This window comes from Nocardiopsis dassonvillei subsp. dassonvillei DSM 43111 (assembly GCF_000092985.1).
GTDB classification, from domain to species: Bacteria; Actinomycetota; Actinomycetes; order Streptosporangiales; family Streptosporangiaceae; genus Nocardiopsis; species Nocardiopsis dassonvillei.
The window spans coordinates 601120-620145 of record NC_014211.1 but is presented as its reverse complement, the minus strand read 5'-3'; the positions used below and the strand labels follow the sequence as shown (position 1 = coordinate 620145).

13 protein-coding genes are annotated in these 19026 nt (G+C 72.2%); 11 read left to right on the top strand and 2 right to left on the bottom strand.

The genetic code is table 11. From position 1 onward, the window contains the following. Positions 1 to 117: 117 nt before the first annotated feature. Positions 118 to 792, bottom strand: a complete 675-nt coding sequence (locus NDAS_RS26900; protein WP_013156419.1) for a hypothetical protein — start codon at positions 790 to 792, stop codon at positions 118 to 120. Positions 793 to 991: 199 nt separating this feature from the next. Here NDAS_RS26900 and NDAS_RS26895 point away from each other — a divergent pair, with 199 nt between their 5' ends. Beyond that, positions 992 to 1426 carry a GerW family sporulation protein gene (locus tag NDAS_RS26895; protein WP_013156418.1) on the top strand — a complete coding sequence of 145 codons (435 nt, stop codon included), beginning with the start codon at positions 992 to 994 and terminating at the stop codon, positions 1424 to 1426. Between the two features lie 259 nt (positions 1427 to 1685). On the opposite strand, the gene eccD is transcribed toward NDAS_RS26895, so the two are convergent. Then, a complete protein-coding gene (gene eccD / locus NDAS_RS26890) occupies positions 1686 to 3020 on the bottom strand; it encodes a type VII secretion integral membrane protein EccD (protein WP_013156417.1) in 1335 nt (444 codons plus the stop codon). 218 nt (positions 3021 to 3238) lie between these two features. On the opposite strand from eccD, the gene eccCa reads away from it, so the two are divergent. The 10 genes from eccCa to NDAS_RS26835 all read left to right on the top strand — a co-directional run bounded on the left by eccCa (position 3239) and on the right by NDAS_RS26835 (position 18987). Beyond that, complete coding sequence (eccCa, locus tag NDAS_RS26880; protein WP_376739899.1) at positions 3239 to 7204, top strand: type VII secretion protein EccCa; 3966 nt, start codon at positions 3239 to 3241, stop codon at positions 7202 to 7204. A gap of 469 nt (positions 7205 to 7673) precedes the next feature. Then, positions 7674 to 8798 (top strand): hypothetical protein, encoded by a 1125-nt coding sequence (locus NDAS_RS26875; protein ID WP_013156415.1) that lies wholly within the window; start codon positions 7674 to 7676, stop codon positions 8796 to 8798. Positions 8799 to 9062: 264 nt separating this feature from the next. After that, positions 9063 to 9398, top strand: a complete 336-nt coding sequence (locus tag NDAS_RS26870) for a hypothetical protein (RefSeq protein WP_013156414.1) — start codon at positions 9063 to 9065, stop codon at positions 9396 to 9398. Positions 9399 to 9432: 34 nt separating this feature from the next. Then, complete coding sequence (locus tag NDAS_RS26865) at positions 9433 to 9723, top strand: WXG100 family type VII secretion target (protein WP_013156413.1); 291 nt, start codon at positions 9433 to 9435, stop codon at positions 9721 to 9723. A gap of 14 nt (positions 9724 to 9737) precedes the next feature. Continuing rightward, positions 9738 to 10082: a hypothetical protein gene (locus tag NDAS_RS26860; RefSeq protein WP_013156412.1), complete on the top strand. Its 345-nt coding sequence runs from the start codon at positions 9738 to 9740 to the stop codon at positions 10080 to 10082. A gap of 74 nt (positions 10083 to 10156) precedes the next feature. After that, on the top strand, positions 10157 to 12439 hold the full coding sequence (locus NDAS_RS26855) for a serine/threonine protein kinase (RefSeq protein WP_013156411.1): 2283 nt from the start codon (positions 10157 to 10159) through the stop codon (positions 12437 to 12439). Between the two features lie 182 nt (positions 12440 to 12621). Further along, on the top strand, positions 12622 to 13551 hold the full coding sequence (locus NDAS_RS26850) for an AEC family transporter (protein ID WP_013156410.1): 930 nt from the start codon (positions 12622 to 12624) through the stop codon (positions 13549 to 13551). Positions 13552 to 13784: 233 nt separating this feature from the next. Then, positions 13785 to 15695, top strand: coding sequence for a serine hydrolase domain-containing protein (locus NDAS_RS26845; protein WP_013156409.1), 1911 nt, complete (start codon positions 13785 to 13787; stop codon positions 15693 to 15695). Between the two features lie 287 nt (positions 15696 to 15982). Continuing rightward, complete coding sequence (locus tag NDAS_RS26840) at positions 15983 to 16315, top strand: hypothetical protein (protein WP_013156408.1); 333 nt, start codon at positions 15983 to 15985, stop codon at positions 16313 to 16315. A gap of 56 nt (positions 16316 to 16371) precedes the next feature. Continuing rightward, positions 16372 to 18987, top strand: coding sequence for a TPR repeat region-containing protein (locus tag NDAS_RS26835; protein ID WP_013156407.1), 2616 nt, complete (start codon positions 16372 to 16374; stop codon positions 18985 to 18987). Positions 18988 to 19026: the final 39 nt, after the last annotated feature.

The following is a 19026-nucleotide window of genomic DNA, read 5'->3' as shown; positions in this document are numbered from 1 at the left end:
GACGGCGGCGCGATCACCGTCCGGGAAGCGGCGGCCACCCCCGAGGAGCGGATCGCCCCGGTGGGGCCCGGGGCCCCGGAGGCGCTGGGGCCGCCGCTGTACCGACCTCAGGAGACGCTAGACACCGGTGGCGGCGAGGATCTCCTCCGCCGCCATGAGGGCGCGCGCGACCATCTCCTCCTCGTCGACGTAGGGGACGCCCTCGTAGTCGACGACCTCCGTCGCCGAGTAGTCGACGCTCACACCGACCTGGCCCTGGACCACCTGGAGGTCGACGTCGGTGCCCTCCGGGTCGACCTCCACGACCGCGTAGTCACCGATCTCGATCGAGGGGTCGGCGTCCTCCTCCGCGGGTGCCGAGGTGTCCTCCTCGTAGAGGCCCTCGTTGATCTCCAGGCGGTAGGTGAGACTGTGGCTGCGCGGCGGCGGGCCGATGCTCGTAGCCACGGTGACGCACGTCATGGAGAGGCCACCGAGATTCTCCACGTCCTCGGCGTCGGGGACACCGGCATCGGACTCCTGGTTGCCGGCCCGGTCCTCGGGCGGACCGAGCAGCTCGGTGCTGGTCTCTTCGGAGAGCACCTGGCACAGGTCGTCGGGGGCCAGCTCCATCGGGTCCACCAGCTCGACCGCCGCCTCGGGGGTCCCCTCGGGCGGGGAGTCCCGGGCGTCGGCCGCGGCGGCGTCGGGGGCGTCCGCGGCCTGCTCCGGCTCCGCGCCGCCGCAGGCGGTCAGCAGGAGGGCCAGGACCAGCGCGGTCGCGGTCTTCGTCGTGTGGGGCGCAGGGGGCACCGGGGGTTTCCTTCCTGGGGAACGCGAACGGCGGACACCATATCGCCCTCCCCTCACATTCCGTCACACAGCGTCCCGGACAGCGCCGCCTTCCGCGGGCCGCGACCCGGTGTCCGGAACAGGCCAGGAACGTTCCGAGCACCGCGGCCGCGTTACACAATGGGGCGGGTACGCAACCGCCACGAAGGGACCCGCCGCCATGCCGGACACCGCCCTGGGCCGCCGTGCCCGCCGCACCAGTCCCGCCCTGTCCGCGCTGGCCAGGCTGATCGAGAACACCGGCGCCTCGGCGCGGTCCTCGTCGGCGTTCGGCGAGGCCGTGGTCGCGGAGGGGGCCACGGTCGTCCCGGTGGCCCGGGTGACCGCGCTGACCATCATGGGCGGGGGTTCCAGCCGCCTGTTCGTCGCGGGAGGGGACGGCGCCGGGGGCAGCGGCTTCGTCCGGGTGCGGCCCGCGGGCTTCCTGCTGATCGACCGGGAGGGGGCGCGGTACCGTCCCATCCGGCAGCCCGCCTCGCTCCTCGTCATCCCGCTGGCCGTGGTGACGGCCGCCGCGGCCACCCGCATCGTGGGCGTGTCGCTGCGCGAGGCGCGCCGCCGCCGCGCCCTGACCGCGATGCGGGAGTCCCACTAGGCCGCGCGGACCTCCTGCGAGCACACGGACTGACCCGCCGTCAGCACAACGAGGGCCACCACAACCGCCAGCAATATCCGCAGTCTCCTACGCGATATGCCGCGGATTCCGGTCGTGCTCCACCACGCCGCCAGGACAGATGTGGAGTAGGCGCTCACGCCAATCCCACTCCCTCCAGAAACCGTTGTCCTCCCCGGTGATCACGAGAAACGGATATCCGTTCTTTCCTCGGTGAGGCGGCGCGGCGCAACCTGTTCCTCTACGAGGTCATCCGCTCCACGAACGCGAACAGGCCCATCCCCCAGGCGAACACCGCGCACATCGCGATGATCACCAGGATCTCCGTCCAGTTGAGGAGGCGGCGCAGCGAGGCACGCGGCACGTCGGTCAGCCGCACCCAGCTCAGCACTCCCAGAGCGATCCCCGCCACGAGCGCGACCAGCGGCAGCCACGGCGCCAGGAAGGCGTACTCGCCGACCGTCGCGACACCCGCCGCGCCCAGGCCCAGCACCCCCGCCAGGCGCAGCGGCAGCACGTGCCGGATCCGGTCGAACAGCCGCGAGCGCAGCACCAGCAGCAGCGAGAGCAGCGCGCACAGCAGCAGGTCGGGCAGGCCCGTGGCCAGGTAGGCCAGCAGCACGGTCGTCGCGCCGCCGCTCACCGCCGCGCCCAGCACGACGCCCAACAGGATGCGGTCGGTGTTGCCGAAGGTGTCCTCGAACCGGTCCGTGGTGACCTGCCCCGAGCGCCCCACCTCGTAGTCGAGCCCGGACAGCCCGCCCATCACCATCGCCACGCGCGGCAGCGCGCCCACGCACAGTGCCAGGACCAGCCCCATGGACCGCGCCCCCTGCACCGGCTCCACGAAGACGCCCACCACCACGAGCACTCCGGCCGTCACCGCGAGCACGCCGAGCGCGCAGATGTAGGCCAGCCCCGTCTCGTGCATCGTCCAGCCGATCACCGCCACCAGCAGGGCGCCGGAGAGCGCGAAGGCCGCCTGCACCAGGAAGTTCGCGTCGGTCAGCAGGTTCGCGGCGAGCACGGCGGTGACCGCGCCCCACGCGCAGGCCGTCGTGAACAGCACGTGCGCGACGGCGGGCAGCGGCCTGCGCGCGGCGAGCAGCATGACCGCGACCGTGAACAGGGTTCCCGCCGAGGCGATCCCCAGGTGCCAGGCGGACGGGCTCAGCCGCGTCATCAGCCCGAGCAGCAGCAGGGGGCCGATGGCCGCGACGAGGAGGCCGAAGGACAGCGTGGTCGTGGGGTTCCAGATGTGCGCGGTGGCGTCGACGCGGTCCTCGACCGCGCCGCGGACGTCGTCCACGTGCGCGGGCCTGCCCGGCGCGGTGCGGCGGTCCAGCACCAGCACGTCGCCGTCGTAGACGCCCGCGCTCTCCAGCGGCTGGTCGGGGTGGACGGGGTCGCCCTCCACGGTGGTGAGCGTCCACGCGGCGGGTTCGGTGCCCTCCTCCTCGGGTGCGCAGACCTCCAGGATGCGGGGCATCAGTGTGGCCACGGGAACCGTTCCGGGAAGTGCCAGATCGGCCCAGCGTTCCGGTCCGGTCACCGTGACCCGGCAGTATCCACTCACACCAAGAATTCCTTTGTCGTTCGTCGTGGGCGGTTGTCACCCTCGGGGGAGGGACGGACGCGAATTAGGCGATTCGCGGGGATCGCGAGATCATTCCTAGCGTAGCCACCCAGACACCAGCCCCCGTAGGCGGACCGAAAGAGATCCCCGTGGCGACGAGACCCGTACCCCGCCCAGCTCGCAGCGTCCCGACCGCCCCCGGGAACACTCCGCTCGTCATCGCGACCCCTCCGCAGATGCCGGAGAACCCGCCCTCGTCGAGTTCCGGCGCGATGATCATCATGCCGATCATCACCGGTTCGGGTTCCTTGCTGATGTCCATCACCATGGGCCACCGCCCCCTGATGGCCGTCGCCGGTGTGATGATCATGATCGCCAGCGTGGTCGTCGGCATCATCATGTTCGTGGCCCAGCACAACGGCCCGCGCAAGCGCATCCGCGAGCAGCGCGAACGCTACGTCGACTACCTCGACCAGCTCCGCGAGATCGTCCGGGACGTGGCCTCCGTCCAGCGCGCCGACAGCGCGTTCCGCCACCCCGACCCGCAGCTGCTCGTCGATCCGGCGCGGTCGCGGACGCGCCGGTGGGAGCGGCGGGCCGCCGACCCGGACTTCCTGGACCTGCGGGCGGGCACCGGGACGCGGCCGCTGGCGCGGCGGCTCAGGCTCAAGGTCGACACCTCCTCGCCGCTGATCGTCTACGACCCCGTGTGCCAGGGGGCGGCCGACCAGCTCATCGAGCTGTACGCCAACGTCCCCGAGATGCCGCTGGTCCTGCCGCTGCGCGAGCACGGCGTGGTGTCGGTCGTGGGCGACCGCGAGGCGGCGCGGGGGCTGGCCCGCTCGCTCGTCGCGCAGATGGCCACCTTCCACTCCCCGCACGACCTGCGGATCGGCGTGGTGCGCGACAACAAGCTGCGGTCCCACTGGGAGTGGCTGAAGTGGCTGCCGCACAACACCTTCGACGACGCCAAGGACGGGCCGATGCCCGCCCGTTTCGTCGCGGTCAACACCGTGCAGATCGCCGAACTGCTCTCCGACGAGATCGAACGGCGCACCGTCGACCTCCAGCGGCGCCGCGGCGCCCCGCCCGGTCCGGGCACCCAGCGCCTGGTCGTCGTCCTGGACGGCGAGTACCAGTCGACCCTGTCCGGACTGCACGCCGAACCGCCGGTGACCTCCCTGGCCGACCTGGGCATCCACGTGATCGCCCTGGTGGCGGACCGGCGCGAGGAGCCGGAGGGCGTGGACCTGCGGCTGCGCATCGACGCCGACGGCACGCTGACCGAGGCCACCGAGCACGCCGACACCTCCGAGGACGCCCCGCGCGTCCCGTTGGAGGGCCGCGCGGACCGGTCCGACGTCGCGCACCTGACCTCCCTGGCCCGCATCCTGGCCCCGTACGGCATCGCCGTCACCGACGGCGACGACGCCATGCACGCCACCGTGGGGCTCCCGGAGATCCTGGGCGTGGCCGACGTCGCCCAGCTGGACACCCGGCAGACCTGGCGCAGGCGCAGCACGGGCGACTACCTGCGGGTGCCGATCGGCGTCGGACCGAGCGGCAACACGGTCCTGCTGGACCTGAAGGAGTCGGCCTTCGGCGGCATGGGCCCGCACGGCCTGGTGGTCGGCGCGACCGGTTCGGGCAAGTCGGAGATGCTGCGGACCATGGTGGCCTCGCTGGTCATCAACCACTCGCCGGAGTCGCTCGCGCTGCTGCTGGTGGACTTCAAGGGCGGCGCGACCTTCGCCGACACCGACCGCCTGCCGCACAGCACCGGCCTGATCACCAACCTGGCCGACGACGACTCGCTGGTCCTGCGGTTCCGCGAGGCCACCTACGGCGAGCTGGTGCGCCGCCAGCAGATCCTCAAGGACGCGGGCAACCTGCCCAACCTGCACGCCTACGAGGCGGCCCGGGAGAACGACCCCGGCCTGGAACCGCTGCCGCACCTGCTGATCATCATCGACGAGTTCTCCGAGCTGCTCACGGCGCACCCCGACTTCGCCGAGCTGTTCGTGGCCATCGGGCGCATCGGCCGGTCGATCGGCGTGCACCTGCTGCTGGCCACCCAGCGCCTGGAGTCGGGCAAGCTCAAGGGCCTGGAGTCGCACCTGTCCTACCGGGTGGGCCTGCGCACGTTCTCCGAGGCGGAGAGCCGCGAGGCCATCGGCGTGGGCGACGCCTACCACCTGCCGCCCGAGCCGGGCTCGGGCTACCTGAAGGTGGACACGTCGGTCTTCGAGCGGTTCAAGGCGGCGATGGTGTCGCAGCCCTACGAGCCGCCGGTCCGAGAGGAGAAGGAGGAGCACGAACCGGTGCTGCCCCTGCTCTCCTTCAACGGGCTGAACAAGGTGACCGGGGCGGGCTCGCTGGTGGAGTCGCTGGTGGAGTCGATCCGCGGCAGGGGCGAGGGGTCAGGGCGCGGGGAGGACAAGCGCACCACGCTCCAGGTCACGGTGGACCGGCTGGTGGCCTCGGGCGCGGAGAAGGTCCGGCCGATCTGGCTGGAGCCGCTGCCGCGACTGCTCACCCTCGACAGGGTCCTGGAGGACCTGGGCGAGGGCGAGGACCTGGAGGGCCCCGGAACCGAGCCGCGACCCTCGGACATGCGCGCCGTCATCGGCCTGACCGACATCCCCCGCGAGCAGCGCGTCGTTCCGGCCGAGATGGACTTCACCGGTGCCGAGGGCAACGTCATCGTCCTGGGCGGACCCCAGTCCGGCAAGTCGACCCTGCTGCGCACGGTGATCGCGAGCCTGGCGTGGCGGTACCCGCCGGGCCGCGTGGGCGTGTACGCGATCGACTTCGGCGGCGGCGCGCTCCAGGCGATGGAGGAGCTGCCGCACGTGGCGGGCGTGGCCGGGCGGGCCGATCCGGAGAAGGTGCAGCGGGTGCTGGTGGACGTGCGCGCCCAGCTGGACCGGCGCCAGCGCGTGTTCCGCAAGTACCGGCTCGACTCCCCCGCCGCGCTGCGCCAGGCGCGCGCGGACGGGACCGTGCCCGCGAACGTGGTGGGCGACCTGTTCCTGCTGGTCGACGGCTGGTCCTCGGTGCGCGACACCTTCGACGAGGCCGACGAGGTCCTGATGGACATCGCGACCCGGGGCCCGTCCCTGGGCGTGCACACGATCCTGACCGGCGCCGCCTCCTCGCAGATCCGGTCCCGGTTGCAGGCGCTGTTCGGCGGCCGGTTCGAGCTGCGGCTGAGCGACCCGATGGACTCGGGGATCGGGCGCAAGGTCGCCGAGGCGCTGCCCAAGGACACCCCGGGGCGCGGCCTGACCGCGGAGGAGCACCACACGCACGTGGCCCTGCCGCGGGTGGACGCGGTGGCCAGCGACGAGGACGTCACCGACGGGATCCGGGACCTGGTCAAGCGGATCGGGGAGCGCTGGCCGCAGAAGGCCGTCCAGGGCGTCAAGACGCTGCCCTCCAAGGTGGAGCTGTCCGACCTGCTCAAGGGCCGCCGGGCTCCCAAGGGCCGTGCCGCCGAACTGGTGGTGGGCCTGGCCGAGAGCACGCTGGCACCGGTCACCACGAACCTGTCCCGGGACCCGCACCTGGTGGTGTACGGCGACCCGCAGACCGGCAAGACCACCCTCCTGCGCGGACTGGTCAAGCAGATCGTGCAGCGCCCGCCCACGGAGATCGGCGTGGTCATGGTGGACTTCCGCCGCAGCCACCTGGAGCTGGTCCCGGAGGACCACCTGCTGGCCTACTGCACGAGCGCGGAGCAGACCCAGGCGGTCGCCGCGAACCTCGCGGGTTCGCTGAAGCAGCGCCTGCCGGGGCCGGACGTGACCCCCAAGCAGCTGCGTGAACGCAGCTGGTGGAAGGGCCTGGACCTGTTCATCGTCGTGGACGACATGGACATGCTGGGGGCGAGGGCGAACCCGCTCGCGCCGCTGGTGCCCTTCATCGCGCAGGGCTCCGACCTGGGGCTGCACATCATCGCGGCCCGCCGCACGGGCGGTTCGGCGCGGGCGATGTTCGAGCCGGTGCTCCAGGCGCTCAGCGACATGGCCACGCCGGGCGTGCTCTTCTCCGGAGACCGGATGGAGGGGCGCCTGGCCAACGGCACGGCGTCCAAGCAGCTGCCGGTCGGCCGCGCCCAGCTGGCCCGCCGCGGCCAGCGTCCGGACCTGGTCCAGGTGGGATGGAGCGAACCGCCCGCGTGACGGGAGTTCCGCGCCGCGCGCCTTCGCGCGGTGCGGGTTCCACCCGGTACGAGCACGGGCCTTCGGACGGTGCCCGGCTCCACGCGGTGGCGGCCTTCCCCCGCTGAGGGTCCCGCGCGGCACCGGCCTTTCGGGCGGCGCGGATCCCGGCACGGCGCGAGGGGCCCTCACATGGCGGGAGTCCGCCACCGTGGCCGGATGTGGCCAGGCGGACCCGTGTGGTCCACGCGCCCCGGGACGGCGTTCGCCGCCGTCCCGGCCCGGGCGGGGCCCGCGTGACGGGCCTGCCCGGCCGCGACCCCGGCGAGGCGCGGCACGGCGGCTCGGCCCCCCGGCCGGGGCGTCGTGTCGTCGCGAACCGGATAATGGGTACCGCGTCCCGGACCGAACCGCGGCGTCCCCCCGGTGATCCCACCCCGTGCCCCCGCGGCCTCCCGACCGACCCCGTCGTCCCCCGAAAGGCGGCTCCATGCGGCGCCCCCTCGCCCTGACCTCGGCAGTGTGCCTGCTCGCCCTGACCGCGTGCACCGACACGTCCGGCGGCTCCGGCGGCGGATCCGGGACCGGGGAGGAACTGGCCGAGGAGGGGCTGTCCGGCCTGGCCCTGCTGCACCGGGGCTACGAGGGCGGCGACCCGGAGACCGACCAGGTCCTGGTCTTCCACGACCCCGCGACCGGGCAGCCGCTCCAGCGGATCTCGCTGCCCGACGGCGCGGTCGATCCGATGGCCCGGGACCTGCCCGTGCACGCGCAGTTCTCCGCCGACTGGACGTACTTCGCCTACGTCACCGAGGAGCCCAACGCCGTGCAGGTGGCGACGCTCACCGATCCGCGTGAGTCCGGCGCCGAGGAGGTCTCCTACCAGCCGGTCGAGTCGGTGCCCGCCTCGGAGGGGGAGGTCCTGTCCCATCCGGTCATCAACGGCGACCGGCTGTGGTTCGTCTCCGACACCCCGCAGGACGGCGTGCCCCCGCAGGTGCTGTCGGTGCCCCTGGAGGCCCCGACGGGCACACCGAACCAGGAGGGCAGCCTCCTGATCGGCGAGAACCAGCGGCCCAGCGACTGGGCGCTGACCCCGGACGGGTCGCTGCACATCCGCAACAGCGTGCAGACCCGGCAGAGCAACGCCGCCGACGGCGGCACCCTGGTGGTGCGGGAGACGGCGGACAGCGTCGTCAACGCGACCCTCAACGTCGACGGAGGCCAGTGGCAGACCTTCGACAACTCCCTGGTCTGGGGCGGGGGCACCGCGCTGCTGCGCCCGGACGCCCCCGCCGGCGGCGGGGAGCCCCCGGCGGGCGCCTACCTGGTGGCGGTGGAGGGGCAGGGCCACACGGCCACACGGCTGCTGGAGGAGGGCGACGGGCCGGTGGTGCAGTACGCGCCCTCGCCCGAACGCGACGCGGTCCTGCTCCAGACCAGCGGGTCCTGGCACCGGGTGGACCTGGCCGAGGGCGAGGCGGGAGAGGCCGCCGAACTCTTCCCCCGCTTCCACGACTCGTCCATGGACGGCTGGCCGCTGGTGGTGCGCTGGGTGACGGAACCGGTGGCCGCGGACCCGGGCGCGAGCCCCGGCGCGGACGGCGGCCGGTGAGGGCGGCCCGGCTCCGGCCAGGGCCGGAACCGTGGCCGGAAGCGGTCAGCCGCCGCGCGTGGGGCACTGCCTGCGATCAGGCCGTTCGCCGCCCGACGACCGATGTCACAAGAAGCGCACCTCCGTTGACCGAAAGGTGCGATCCTTACTATCGTCCGTAATCTCCCCTCTTTACCGTGGCCACACGAATCCCCACGCGAACGCGGCCCGAGACGGAAATGAAGAGGCGGCCCCTTCCGCCCCCAACTCCCGGGAAAGGCACAGATGTCCCACGCCGGTCTTGAAAACGTCAACAGCCTCGCGGTCGGCGGTGAGCAGCTCGGACAGGAGTCCGAGGGCATCCGCACCCAGATGAACCAGCTCATCCAGGACATGAGCAACGACGCCGACGCCCTCCAGGGCGAGGCCCTCGCCCGTTTCCGCGAGGCCCGCGAGCAGCTCACCGAGCGCTTCGACGAGCTGATGTCCTGGTGCAGCCAGAACGGCATCAAGCTGAACGAGGGCCAGGGGCAGTTCAACATCACCGACTCCGACTCCAGCTCCGACTACTCCCAGGCCGGAAGCGACCTCGGCGGCCTCTCCCGCCCGGTCAACGCCTGAGTCGTCCCCCACGCTCTCCCCAGAAAGGTTTCCCATGAGTCAGTTCGACGTGTACGGCGACGTCGCGGGCCTCCAGGGCCTGGCCGAGGACCAGCAGGCCCACCTCGGCCGCTTCTCCGCCATCATGAGCCAGATCAACGAGCAGTCCGAGAGCACCGTCAGCCAGTGGGAGGGCTCGGGCAGCGCCCAGTTCCAGGCCAAGGCCACGGAGTTCGACACCCAGTTCTCCGAGGTCAACGCCGCCTTCGCCAAGGTGATCGCGGCGACCAGCAACACCGCGGACAACTACGGCAGGCTGACCCGCTACCTCGACGGACTGTTCTAGTAGGCTGAGCGGCGATGTCGTCCCCATCCCCCGCGTCCGCCCCGGCGGACCCGGATCCGCAGCTCCCCGAGGCGTTCCACTACACGCCCAACGAGGAGAAGTACGTCCTCCAGGCGGACGCCCTGCGGCACCGGCAGCTGCGGTCGGCCCTCATGTACGGTTCGAGCCGGTACTGGCGGCGGCGGCAGCAGGTGTGGCCCGCGGTGATCGGCGGGCTCATCCTGGTCGCGCTGATCTGCGGGGTCATCGCCCTCATCGGGGCCTTCGGCAGGCAGCAGGAGGTCAACGAGGAGCGCGGTTGGGGCGCCCGCCAGCAGACGTTCCAGAGCCCGGCCACCGGGGCGCCCTCGTCTCCGTAGCGCCCGGTGCCGCCCTCCCCGCCGCCTGACGGGGATCCTCCACACCACGAACACCACCAGGGGGTCGCTCTCCCATGTCCGGCTCCGAGCACGCCGCCTGGGCGCCCGGTTACGGCAACCCGGCCCTGCTCCGCCAGGGGCGCCGCGCCCGGATCGTGAGGGCCACGCGCTCCACGAGCGGTGCCGACGTCGTGCTCAAGGTCCTGCCCGAGCACCTGGGGCGCGCCGAGCTGAACCAGCTGCGCGAGCTCAGCGGGGTTCCCGGTGTGGTCCCCCTGCTGGACGCGGGGACCACCGCCGAGGGCGACCTGTTCGTGGTGCTGCCGTTCTACGCGGACGGCTCCTTCGGCGACATGCTCGCCCGGAGGGGACCCGCTCCGGTCCAGGAGGCGGCGGCCGTCTCTCGGAGTGTGGCGGCCGCGCTGGGGTCGATGCACGGGCGCGGGCTGCTGCACGGGGACGTGTGCCCCGGCAACATCCTGCGTGCGGGCCGGACACCGGTGCTGACCGGTTTCGGTTCCGTCCACCGGTCCGGGGAGGCCCTGCCCCCGCCCGACCCGGCGACGGAGTCGTTCCTGCACGCGGCGCCCGAGGCGCTGCGGGGCGAGCCGCGTACGCCCGCCTCCGACGTCTACCAGCTGGCGTCCACCGTCTGGACGATGCTGGTGGGGTACACGCCGTTCTCATCGACGGACGGAACGCCGTTCGACCCCCGCGGTTACGCCGAGCGCGTCCTGACGCAGGACCCCAAGCCGGTTCCCCGCGCCGACATCTCCCGCAAGCTGCGGGGTGTGCTCACCCGCGCGCTGGCCAAGCTGCCCGAGGAGCGCTTCGCGACCCCGGCGGCGTTCGCCTCGGCCTTCGAGCAGGCGCGCACGTCCCGGGCCGCCACGACGCTGGGCGCGACCGGCGGCCAGGAGCCCCTGAGCGGTGCGCAGGCGCCGATGTCGGGGCCGCAGGTCCCCATGTCCGGCGCCCAGACGCCCATGGAGGACTTCCAGCCCCCGACCACGGACACGCGGACCCCGCACACCGGACCCCAGCACCCGACGGCACCGCCCCAGGTGCCCGTGTCCGGCCCCCAAGCGCCGATGAGCGGACCCCAGACGCCCATGTCGGGGCCGCAGATCCCCATGTCCGGCGCCCAGACGCCCATGGAGGACTTCCAGCCCCCGACCACGGACACGCGGACCCCGCACACCGGACCCCAGCTCCCGCCTCCGCCGTACGCCGCTGGCCCCCAGCAGGACGCCTACACCCCCTGGACGGGCCCCCGGACCCCTCCCCCGGCGCCTCCCGGACCGCAGACCCCGCCCGGCACGGACACCCCGCCCTCCCCCGCCCTCCCGTCCTCGGGTCCGCAGAACCCGCCCGCCACGGCCTGGTTCCGACCCTCGGGCCCCCAGACCTCGCACGCGCCCGCCGCGCCGCACGTCCCGCCGCACGCACCGCCGCCGTTCCCCGGGGAGGCGGCCCGGCACCCGGCGACCGGACCGCAACAGCCCCGGCCGCAGCCGTCACGGGAACTCAGGCCCCGGCCCACCGGGCTGGAGGGGAGCAGGCTCCCGGCCGTCGACGCGGGCGGCACCGCCGAGATCATGATGGCCAAGCTGCGCGGCGAGGAGATCTCCGCGCTGCGCGCCTGGTCGCGTCTGGAGGGCTGGACGGGCACCGCCGAATCCTCCGCCCTGCCCGTGGACGAGTCCACGCGGACCGAGGACGACACCCCCTCCTGGGGTCCCGTGCCCGAGACCGAACAGCACCAGCCGCGGTGGCGCCGCCACCTCCACATCGCCGTGACCGTGTGCGGCATCCTCGTGGTCACCAGCGTCTCCGGGGTGTTCGCCGCGCTGGAGTCACCGGCCCCGGTCGTCGCGGCCGCCGAGCAGGAGGCCGAACCGGAGCCCGCGGCGGACGAGGAGGCCGCCGAACCGGTCGTCGACCCCTCGGCGCCGCCCGAGGTCTCCGCGCCGACCGGCGTCGTCCTGGCGGACAGCCTCAACGCCGTCGAACTCAGCTGGACCGACAACAGCGGCGGCACCGCCTCCTTCTTCGTGCTGGGCGGCCCCTTCGGCCACGAGGCCGCCACCCTGGCCCGGACCGGCCCCGGCGTGGTGACCGCGCAGGTCGCCACCGGCTACACCGGCATGGAGTACTGCTTCACGGTGATCGCCGTGGACGGCTCCGCGTCCGCCGCCGAGGAGGTCTGCACGACCCGCGCCGCGGACCGCGCCGAGGCCGAGGCCGAGCGCCTGGCCGAGGAGGAGGCCGCGGAGGAGGCCGCCCGGGAGGCGGAGGAGGAGGCAGCCGAGGAGGAGCCCTCACCGTCCCCCGATCCGGAGGAGCCCGCGGAGTGAGGCGCCGCGCCGAAACCCGTACCGTCCCGGGAGGGGCCGCGTTCCGAAACCCCCGCCGCGCACGGCGAACCTCGCCTTAGACCAAAGAAGGCACACACCGGTGTGATCTGGGACGTATCGCCGGAACCCGACCTCGGATAGCGTCTTCGGGTTGTGTCGCGCGTGCGCAGTGGGGGCGCCTCTTGTCCGGGGTCTTGATCGGTTTCGGTGTCATCACCAGCATCGTCGTCATCGGCTACATGCTCGGGCGCATCCCGCTCCTCGGCCCGGGGGCCAGGGAGGTGCTCAGCAAGCTCGCCTTCTACGTGGCCAGCCCCGCGCTGCTATTCACGATCCTGGCCGACGTCGACCTCTCCGTCCTGGTGTCCGGTCCGGTCCTGGTCAGCGTCATCAGCGTGGCCGTCGTGGCGTTCGCCTTCGTCGTGTTCGGGCTCGTCCGGCGCCAGGGCGTCGGACCGACCACGGTCGGCGCGCTCGCCTCCTCGTACGTCAACGCGGGCAACCTGGGCATCCCCATCTCCGTCTACGTGCTCGGCGACGCGTCCCTGGTCGCGCCCATCCTGCTCACGCAGCTCCTGGTCCTGGCCCCGGTCGGCCTCACCCTCCTGGACCTGGCCGACGGCGACGTGCGCGGGGTGGGCCCCGTCTTCCGGCGGGCGCTGGGCACGCCGGTCCGCAACCCCGTGGTGATCGCGTCGCTGGCGGGCGTGGCCGTCTCCGCCTCGGGCTGGGTGCCGCCCGAACCCCTGATGGAGCCCTTCCACCTGATCGGCGGCATGGCCGTCCCCGCCATGCTGCTGGCCTTCGGGATCTCCCTGCACGGCAGCCCGTTCCCCGGCCGGGGCCCCGAACGGGTGCCGATGCTGTTCGCCGTGGCGCTCAAGTCCGTGGTCCAGCCGCTGGCGGCGTGGGCCCTGGGCGCCCTGGTCTTCGACCTGGACGCCTCCAGCCTGTTCTCCGTCGTCGTGCTGGCGGCCCTGCCCACGGCCCAGAACGTCTTCAACTACGCCACCCAGTACCGCACCGGTGAGGTGATGGTCCGCGAGGTGGTGCTCGTGACCACCTTCCTCACCATTCCCGCGCTGCTCACCGTCACCTTCCTGCTGGGGTGAGCCGGGGCGGAGTCCGCCCCGGGCCGTCCCGGAGCGGCTGAGCGGCGCGGCGAACACCGCGCCCAGCTGGCGGATCCTCCCCGGCCGCACCCGTTCGCTCCCCTTCCGCTCCGGGCTCGGGACCCCCGGTGGTGCAGCTGGCTGTAGTACCGGGACGCCCGCCCGCACCAGTGCTCCGAACAGCGCCGAATCCTAGGTTCGAGGGGTAGCGAAAAACACCCTGGGAGCCCCTGATGCCACGAGTTCCACGCGTCCTGCCGATGCTGGCCGCGCCCCTGATGATCGCCGCCGTCCTGGCGCCCGGGGCGGCCTCGGCCGCCGCCGCGCCCGGCGCCGCCGCGGCCCCGCCGACCGCCCCGGCCGAGGCCGCGCCGCTCAACCCCGAGACCGCGCGGGAGTTCGTGGACACCCGCGTCGCCGAACTGCTGGAGGAGCACGGCGCGCCCGGCGTCGCCGTGACCGTCGTGGCCGGGGGCGAGCAGGTCGCCTCCGCCTCCCACGGGTACGCCGACCTCGCCACCCAGACCCCCATGGACCACACGGTCCACACGCTTCCCACCGGCTCGGTGTCCAAGTCCTTCACCGCGGCCGCCGCCCTCCTCCTGGCCGAGGAGGGGGAGATCGACCTGCACGAGGACGTCAACACCTACCTGCCCGAGGCCGCCCGGCTGCCCATGGACGGCGTCACGATGCACCACCTGCTCACCCACACCGCGGGGTTCGCGGAGGTGTTGGACTTCCCCTCGGCCGGGGACACCGAACGGCACCTGGACCTCGAGGAGGTGTACAGCACCCTCAAGCCCGAGGAGCTCTACGAGCCCGGCCGGTTCACCGCCTACTCCAACCACGGGAACGGCCTGGCCGGGTACGTCGTCCAGGAGGTGAGCGGCCAGCCCTTCGAGGAGTACGTCGCCCAGAACCTGTTCGAGCCGCTGGGCATGGACCGGAGCGCGTTCCTCCAGATCTACGACGCCCGCGAGGTCTACGAGGTCCCGGCGTTCCACCTGCCCGACGGCAGCAGGGCCGGGGACCTGCACGTCTCCCAGGCTCCCGCGGGCGCCTCCCTCGCCTCGACCGACGACATGGCCCGGTTCATGCTGGCCCTGCTGGGCGACGGAGAGATCGACGGCGAGCGCGTGCTGCCCGCCGGGGTGGCCGAGCAGATGCTGGCGAGCCAGCACGAGTCGCACCCGGAGGCCCCCGCGGTGGGCTACGGCACCTACCAGTGGCGGGGCGGGGACTCCCCCGTCATCGGCCACGCCGGCGACCTGGACGGCATGCACACCGCCTACACCCTGATCCCCGGGATCGACGCCGGGATGTTCGTCGCGGTCAACGGCGACGACTCCGTCCCCGGAAACCCCCTGGAGGACCTGCGGATGACGGTGGCCCAGGAGTTCTGGGACACGTTCGACCCGCAGGCCGCGCCGTCCGGGGAGGCCGACACCGGCGCCGACCTCGGCGCCTACACGGGCACCTACGTCAGCAGCCGCCGCTCCGCCAGCGGGCCCGGCCAGATCGTCTCCCTCTTCGACAACATGACCGTGCGCGACGCCGGGGACGGCACCCTCTCCGTCAGCGGCCCGATGGCCGCGGACGACCGCTGGCTGCCCCTCGGCGGGGGGCGGATGGCCGCGCAGAACGGCGCGGACCGGCTGACCTTCCTGGAGGAGGACGGCGAGGTCGTCGCCCTGGCCACGGACACCAACGCCACCCAGGTCTACGAGCGGACCACCCCGCTGACCAGCCCGATCACGCACGGCGTGGTCGCCGCCGCCGGGCTGCTCGTCCTGTTCACCGCGTTCGTGCAGTTCCGCCGCGCACCGGACCGGTTCACCGTCCTGGCCCGGGCGCTGGCCTCGCTGACCGCGCTGAGCTGCTTCGTCGCCGTCGGACTCGTCGCGTACGGGCTGTTCGACAGCCACACGCTCCAGCAGTGGATCTTCAGCGAGTCCCTCGCGCTCACCCTGCCGCTCGCCGTCGCCGTCCCGCTCACCCTGGCCACCGCGGCCGTGGCCGTGACCGCCTGGGTCAGGGGGTGGCTGCGCCCGGCCGGGCGGATCCACCTCTCCCTGGTCGTCCTGGCCGCGACGGCCGTCATCGTGACGGGGGCCCAGTACGGCTTCGTGTGGCTGGTGTCCTGAGCGGACCCGGGTCCGGAGCCCCGTGCCGGTTCCGGACCCCCCGAACCCCGGCGTCGGCTGAACAAGGAGCTAACATCCCGGGGCGAAAGGTACACATGCGGCGCCTATCCGGGTAGCATCCCCACAGTTCAGGGGATCGGCGGAACTCCTGCCCCCGTCCGCGCGTCCCACCCTTCATCCGGACCCGTTCCGGCGGCCCCGACGGCCGCGGACGGGCCTTCCGTGCGCGGAGGGCGCCGTGCCCCCTCCCCGCGGGTCCCGCGTTCGAGGAGAGAGGAGACCCCCACATGACCACCGAAGCGGGCGGCAACCCGATCGAGGGGATGCGGGGCGGCGAGTACGCCGAAACACTCGCGGCCGCCATGGCGGGACTCGCCGACGCGTTCGACCTCCTCATGGAGGACGCCGAGAGCGTCTCCGGCCACGACGACGTCAGGGCCGGGTTCAGCGCGTTCAAGGAGAACACCGCGCAGGCGCTCATCGACGTCCAGACACTCGGCCTGTCCCTGGCCGACAACGTCCAGGCGGGCGCGGCGGAGATCGCGCGGAACGACCTGGACAGCTCGGAGGACTTCGACCACCCCTGGGAGTCCCACCGGGACATCAACTTCGGGGGCTGACGGCGCCCTCCCCCTCCCCCTCCGTACCCGCCTCCCCCGCCCCTCCGAGGAAGACCGTGGCAACCTTCTCTCTCGTCTTCGTCCCCCGCGACTTCCACTACGACTCCAAACCCGTCTACGACTGCGCGGCGGACCTGGAGGTCCTCAACGCGCGCCTCCTCGGCCGCGCCGACGACCTCAGCGGAAGCTTCGACTCGGCCGCGGGCGAGTTCACCGACGTCATCGCCTGGGACATCCGGAGCCTGTCCGAGGAGGACCTCCAGAACTGGCGGGACGCCGCCGTCTCGGTCTCCTACGCGGCCTCGGTGGCCGAGAGGTGGGGGGACATCGTGAAGGCCTTCCACGAGGAGCGCGACTCCCAGGTCACCGCCTGGGAGAGCAGCAGGACGGAGAAGGAGAACGCCGTCCCCGCCAAGTACCAGGACGACCACATCACCTCGTCCCACCCCCAGGCCGACGGCTTCCTGTGGACGGACTGGGGCGCGGGGGACGAGGCGCGGTGCCGGGCCCTCTACGACGAGCTCGCCACCGTGCAGGAGGGGCTCATCAGCCAGGAGCAGACCAACTGGCAGAAGCTCCAGGACGGCGCCGAGGACGTCCGGACGATGCTCGAACAGGGCCCGACCCCGGAGAACGTCCGCAAGCTCATGGACACGGGCAACGCCAACTGGGCGTTCCTCAACCTGGACCCCTCCCGCTACTCCTCGCTCATCGACGACAGCGAGCTCACGCCCGAGAACGCCGAGCAGTACGCCGACGAGCTCGCCGCCTACTGGTCCGGTGACAAGCCGCTGGACGACCGCTACCACGAGATGATGCTCGTGCTCACGATGGTGGGGACCGGCGCCCGGCAGAACCAGCAGGACGGCACGGAGCTCAGTCCCGAGGAGATCGCGTTCCTGGAGGAGTTCTACGCCCAGCTGGAGGAGCCCTACCGCAGGGACGGGGTCGGGGCGGGCATCATGGTCTACCCCGACCTCATGAACGAGTCCGGCATGAGCGACGAGGAGCGGGAGGACGCCCTCGGCGTCCTCGGCAACGGGCTGCTCGCGCTCTCGGACCCCGCGCTCGGCGGAGGGTACGACAACCTGCCCGAGAGCTTCCGGTACGCCGTCGAGGGCTCCTGGATCAACCCCGACGCCGAGAACAAGCTCCCCGGCACGCCCGTGAGCATGGGGATGGACATGAAGGCGCTCTCCGCCTTCATGGAGCACACGGACGAGGGCCTCCAGGGCGGCTACGGGCTGTCGACCAACCTGCACCTGACCACCGGCGCGTTCCTCGACGCCTGGGGCGACGACCCCGACCCCGACGGGGTGCTGCCCGACTCCGAGCAGGTCTCCCACATCATCGACGTGGCCAGCCGCAACACCGACGCCAACTACTACATGCTCACCGGCGAGCACATCAACGCGGAGGAGGGCGTCGACCACGGCGACGAGGACCTGCGCACGCGGGCGCTGGAGGGCACGCTCACCCACGAGTGGCACGACGACGGCCGCACCGCGCGCCAGCTCACCGACTGGCTGGCCGAGGACATCCACAGCGAGGACCCCGACGTGCGCCAGCGGGCCGGGGACGGTTTCGCCGGGTTCATGGAGACCATCACCGACAAGGACATGCACGAGGCCCTCGTCAACACCGGCGTGGACGTGACCGAGGGGGACAACGAGTACTCCAACGCCTCGTTCACCCAGTTCAACGGGGAACTCGCCGACAGCCTCGCCGACATCTTCGACGCCCACATCTACAGCTTCGCCGACAGTGACGTGCTGCACGACAACGAGCCGGTGACGGGCATCGAGGACTTCGACCCGGACAAGAGTTTCGTCTCCATGGGTCCGGAGGAGCGCGCCATGTACATGCAGCTCCTGATGGGCAACGACGAGACCGCCGGACGTGTGGTCAACTCCGTCGACGTCTACCAGCAGATCGAGGCCGCCGCCTTCTTCGGAAACGGACAGGCCGAGGAGACGGCACGCGGTGGAGGCCAGCTCCAGGCCCTTCTGGAGGAGGCGCTGAGAAGGGACTCGGCCGACCGGACGGCCGACCTCGACGAGCAGATCGACCGGAAGACGCAGATCACCGAATTCGTGGTGGGCGAGGCCGGAGGCATGTCCGAGAAGATCCCGGTCATCGGCGCCGCTGTCGCGAAGGGGCTGGAGCTGGAAGAGGAGAGCATCGTCGAGGCGATCGTCAACGGCGAGTACGAGGTCTCTCCACGCCACCCGACCTTCTCCGGGGCCGAGTACATCGAGCGCAACTTCCGCATCGAGGCTCTCGACTACCTGTCGCAGAAGGATCCCGAAGCGCTCAACGGCGTCATCCGTCCCGACGAGTTCCGCACCCTGATCAACGGCGGCGCCATCACCATCACGCAGGACGGTGTGCGGCTCGACCCGGAGGACATCGGAGACGGCTTCGTCTTCGACGACTCCGTCACGGTCGACGTGGAGAAGAACCCGAACGAGTGGTCGGACAACAGGAACCAGGACCTCGACCGCATGGACGGCGCCATCAGCAACATCCTGGTCGACGTGGAGATCACCACCAGCGACGGCCGCACCCAACCGGGCGACAGGCGCGTGTCCGACTTCGTCACCCAGTACAACAACTCCTACGACGACACGAACAGCGTCTTCGCGGGCCAGGAGGAGGAAGAGGAGGGTTGACCGGTCACCCGTGAACCGCCGCTACCGAAACGATCTGGA

What these genes read in the sequence shown, in the direction of transcription:
- NDAS_RS26865 (WP_013156413.1), top strand. Translation starts at nt 9,433, where the DNA reads ATGAGTCAGTTCGACGTGTACGGCGACGTCGCGGGCCTCCAGGGCCTG.
- NDAS_RS26895 (WP_013156418.1), top strand. Translation starts at nt 992, where the DNA reads ATGCCGGACACCGCCCTGGGCCGCCGTGCCCGCCGCACCAGTCCCGCC.
- NDAS_RS26860 (WP_013156412.1), top strand. Translation starts at nt 9,738, where the DNA reads ATGTCGTCCCCATCCCCCGCGTCCGCCCCGGCGGACCCGGATCCGCAG.
- NDAS_RS26870 (WP_013156414.1), top strand. Translation starts at nt 9,063, where the DNA reads ATGTCCCACGCCGGTCTTGAAAACGTCAACAGCCTCGCGGTCGGCGGT.
- NDAS_RS26845 (WP_013156409.1), top strand. Translation starts at nt 13,785, where the DNA reads ATGCCACGAGTTCCACGCGTCCTGCCGATGCTGGCCGCGCCCCTGATG.
- NDAS_RS26840 (WP_013156408.1), top strand. Translation starts at nt 15,983, where the DNA reads ATGACCACCGAAGCGGGCGGCAACCCGATCGAGGGGATGCGGGGCGGC.
- NDAS_RS26855 (WP_013156411.1), top strand. Translation starts at nt 10,157, where the DNA reads ATGTCCGGCTCCGAGCACGCCGCCTGGGCGCCCGGTTACGGCAACCCG.
- NDAS_RS26875 (WP_013156415.1), top strand. Translation starts at nt 7,674, where the DNA reads ATGCGGCGCCCCCTCGCCCTGACCTCGGCAGTGTGCCTGCTCGCCCTG.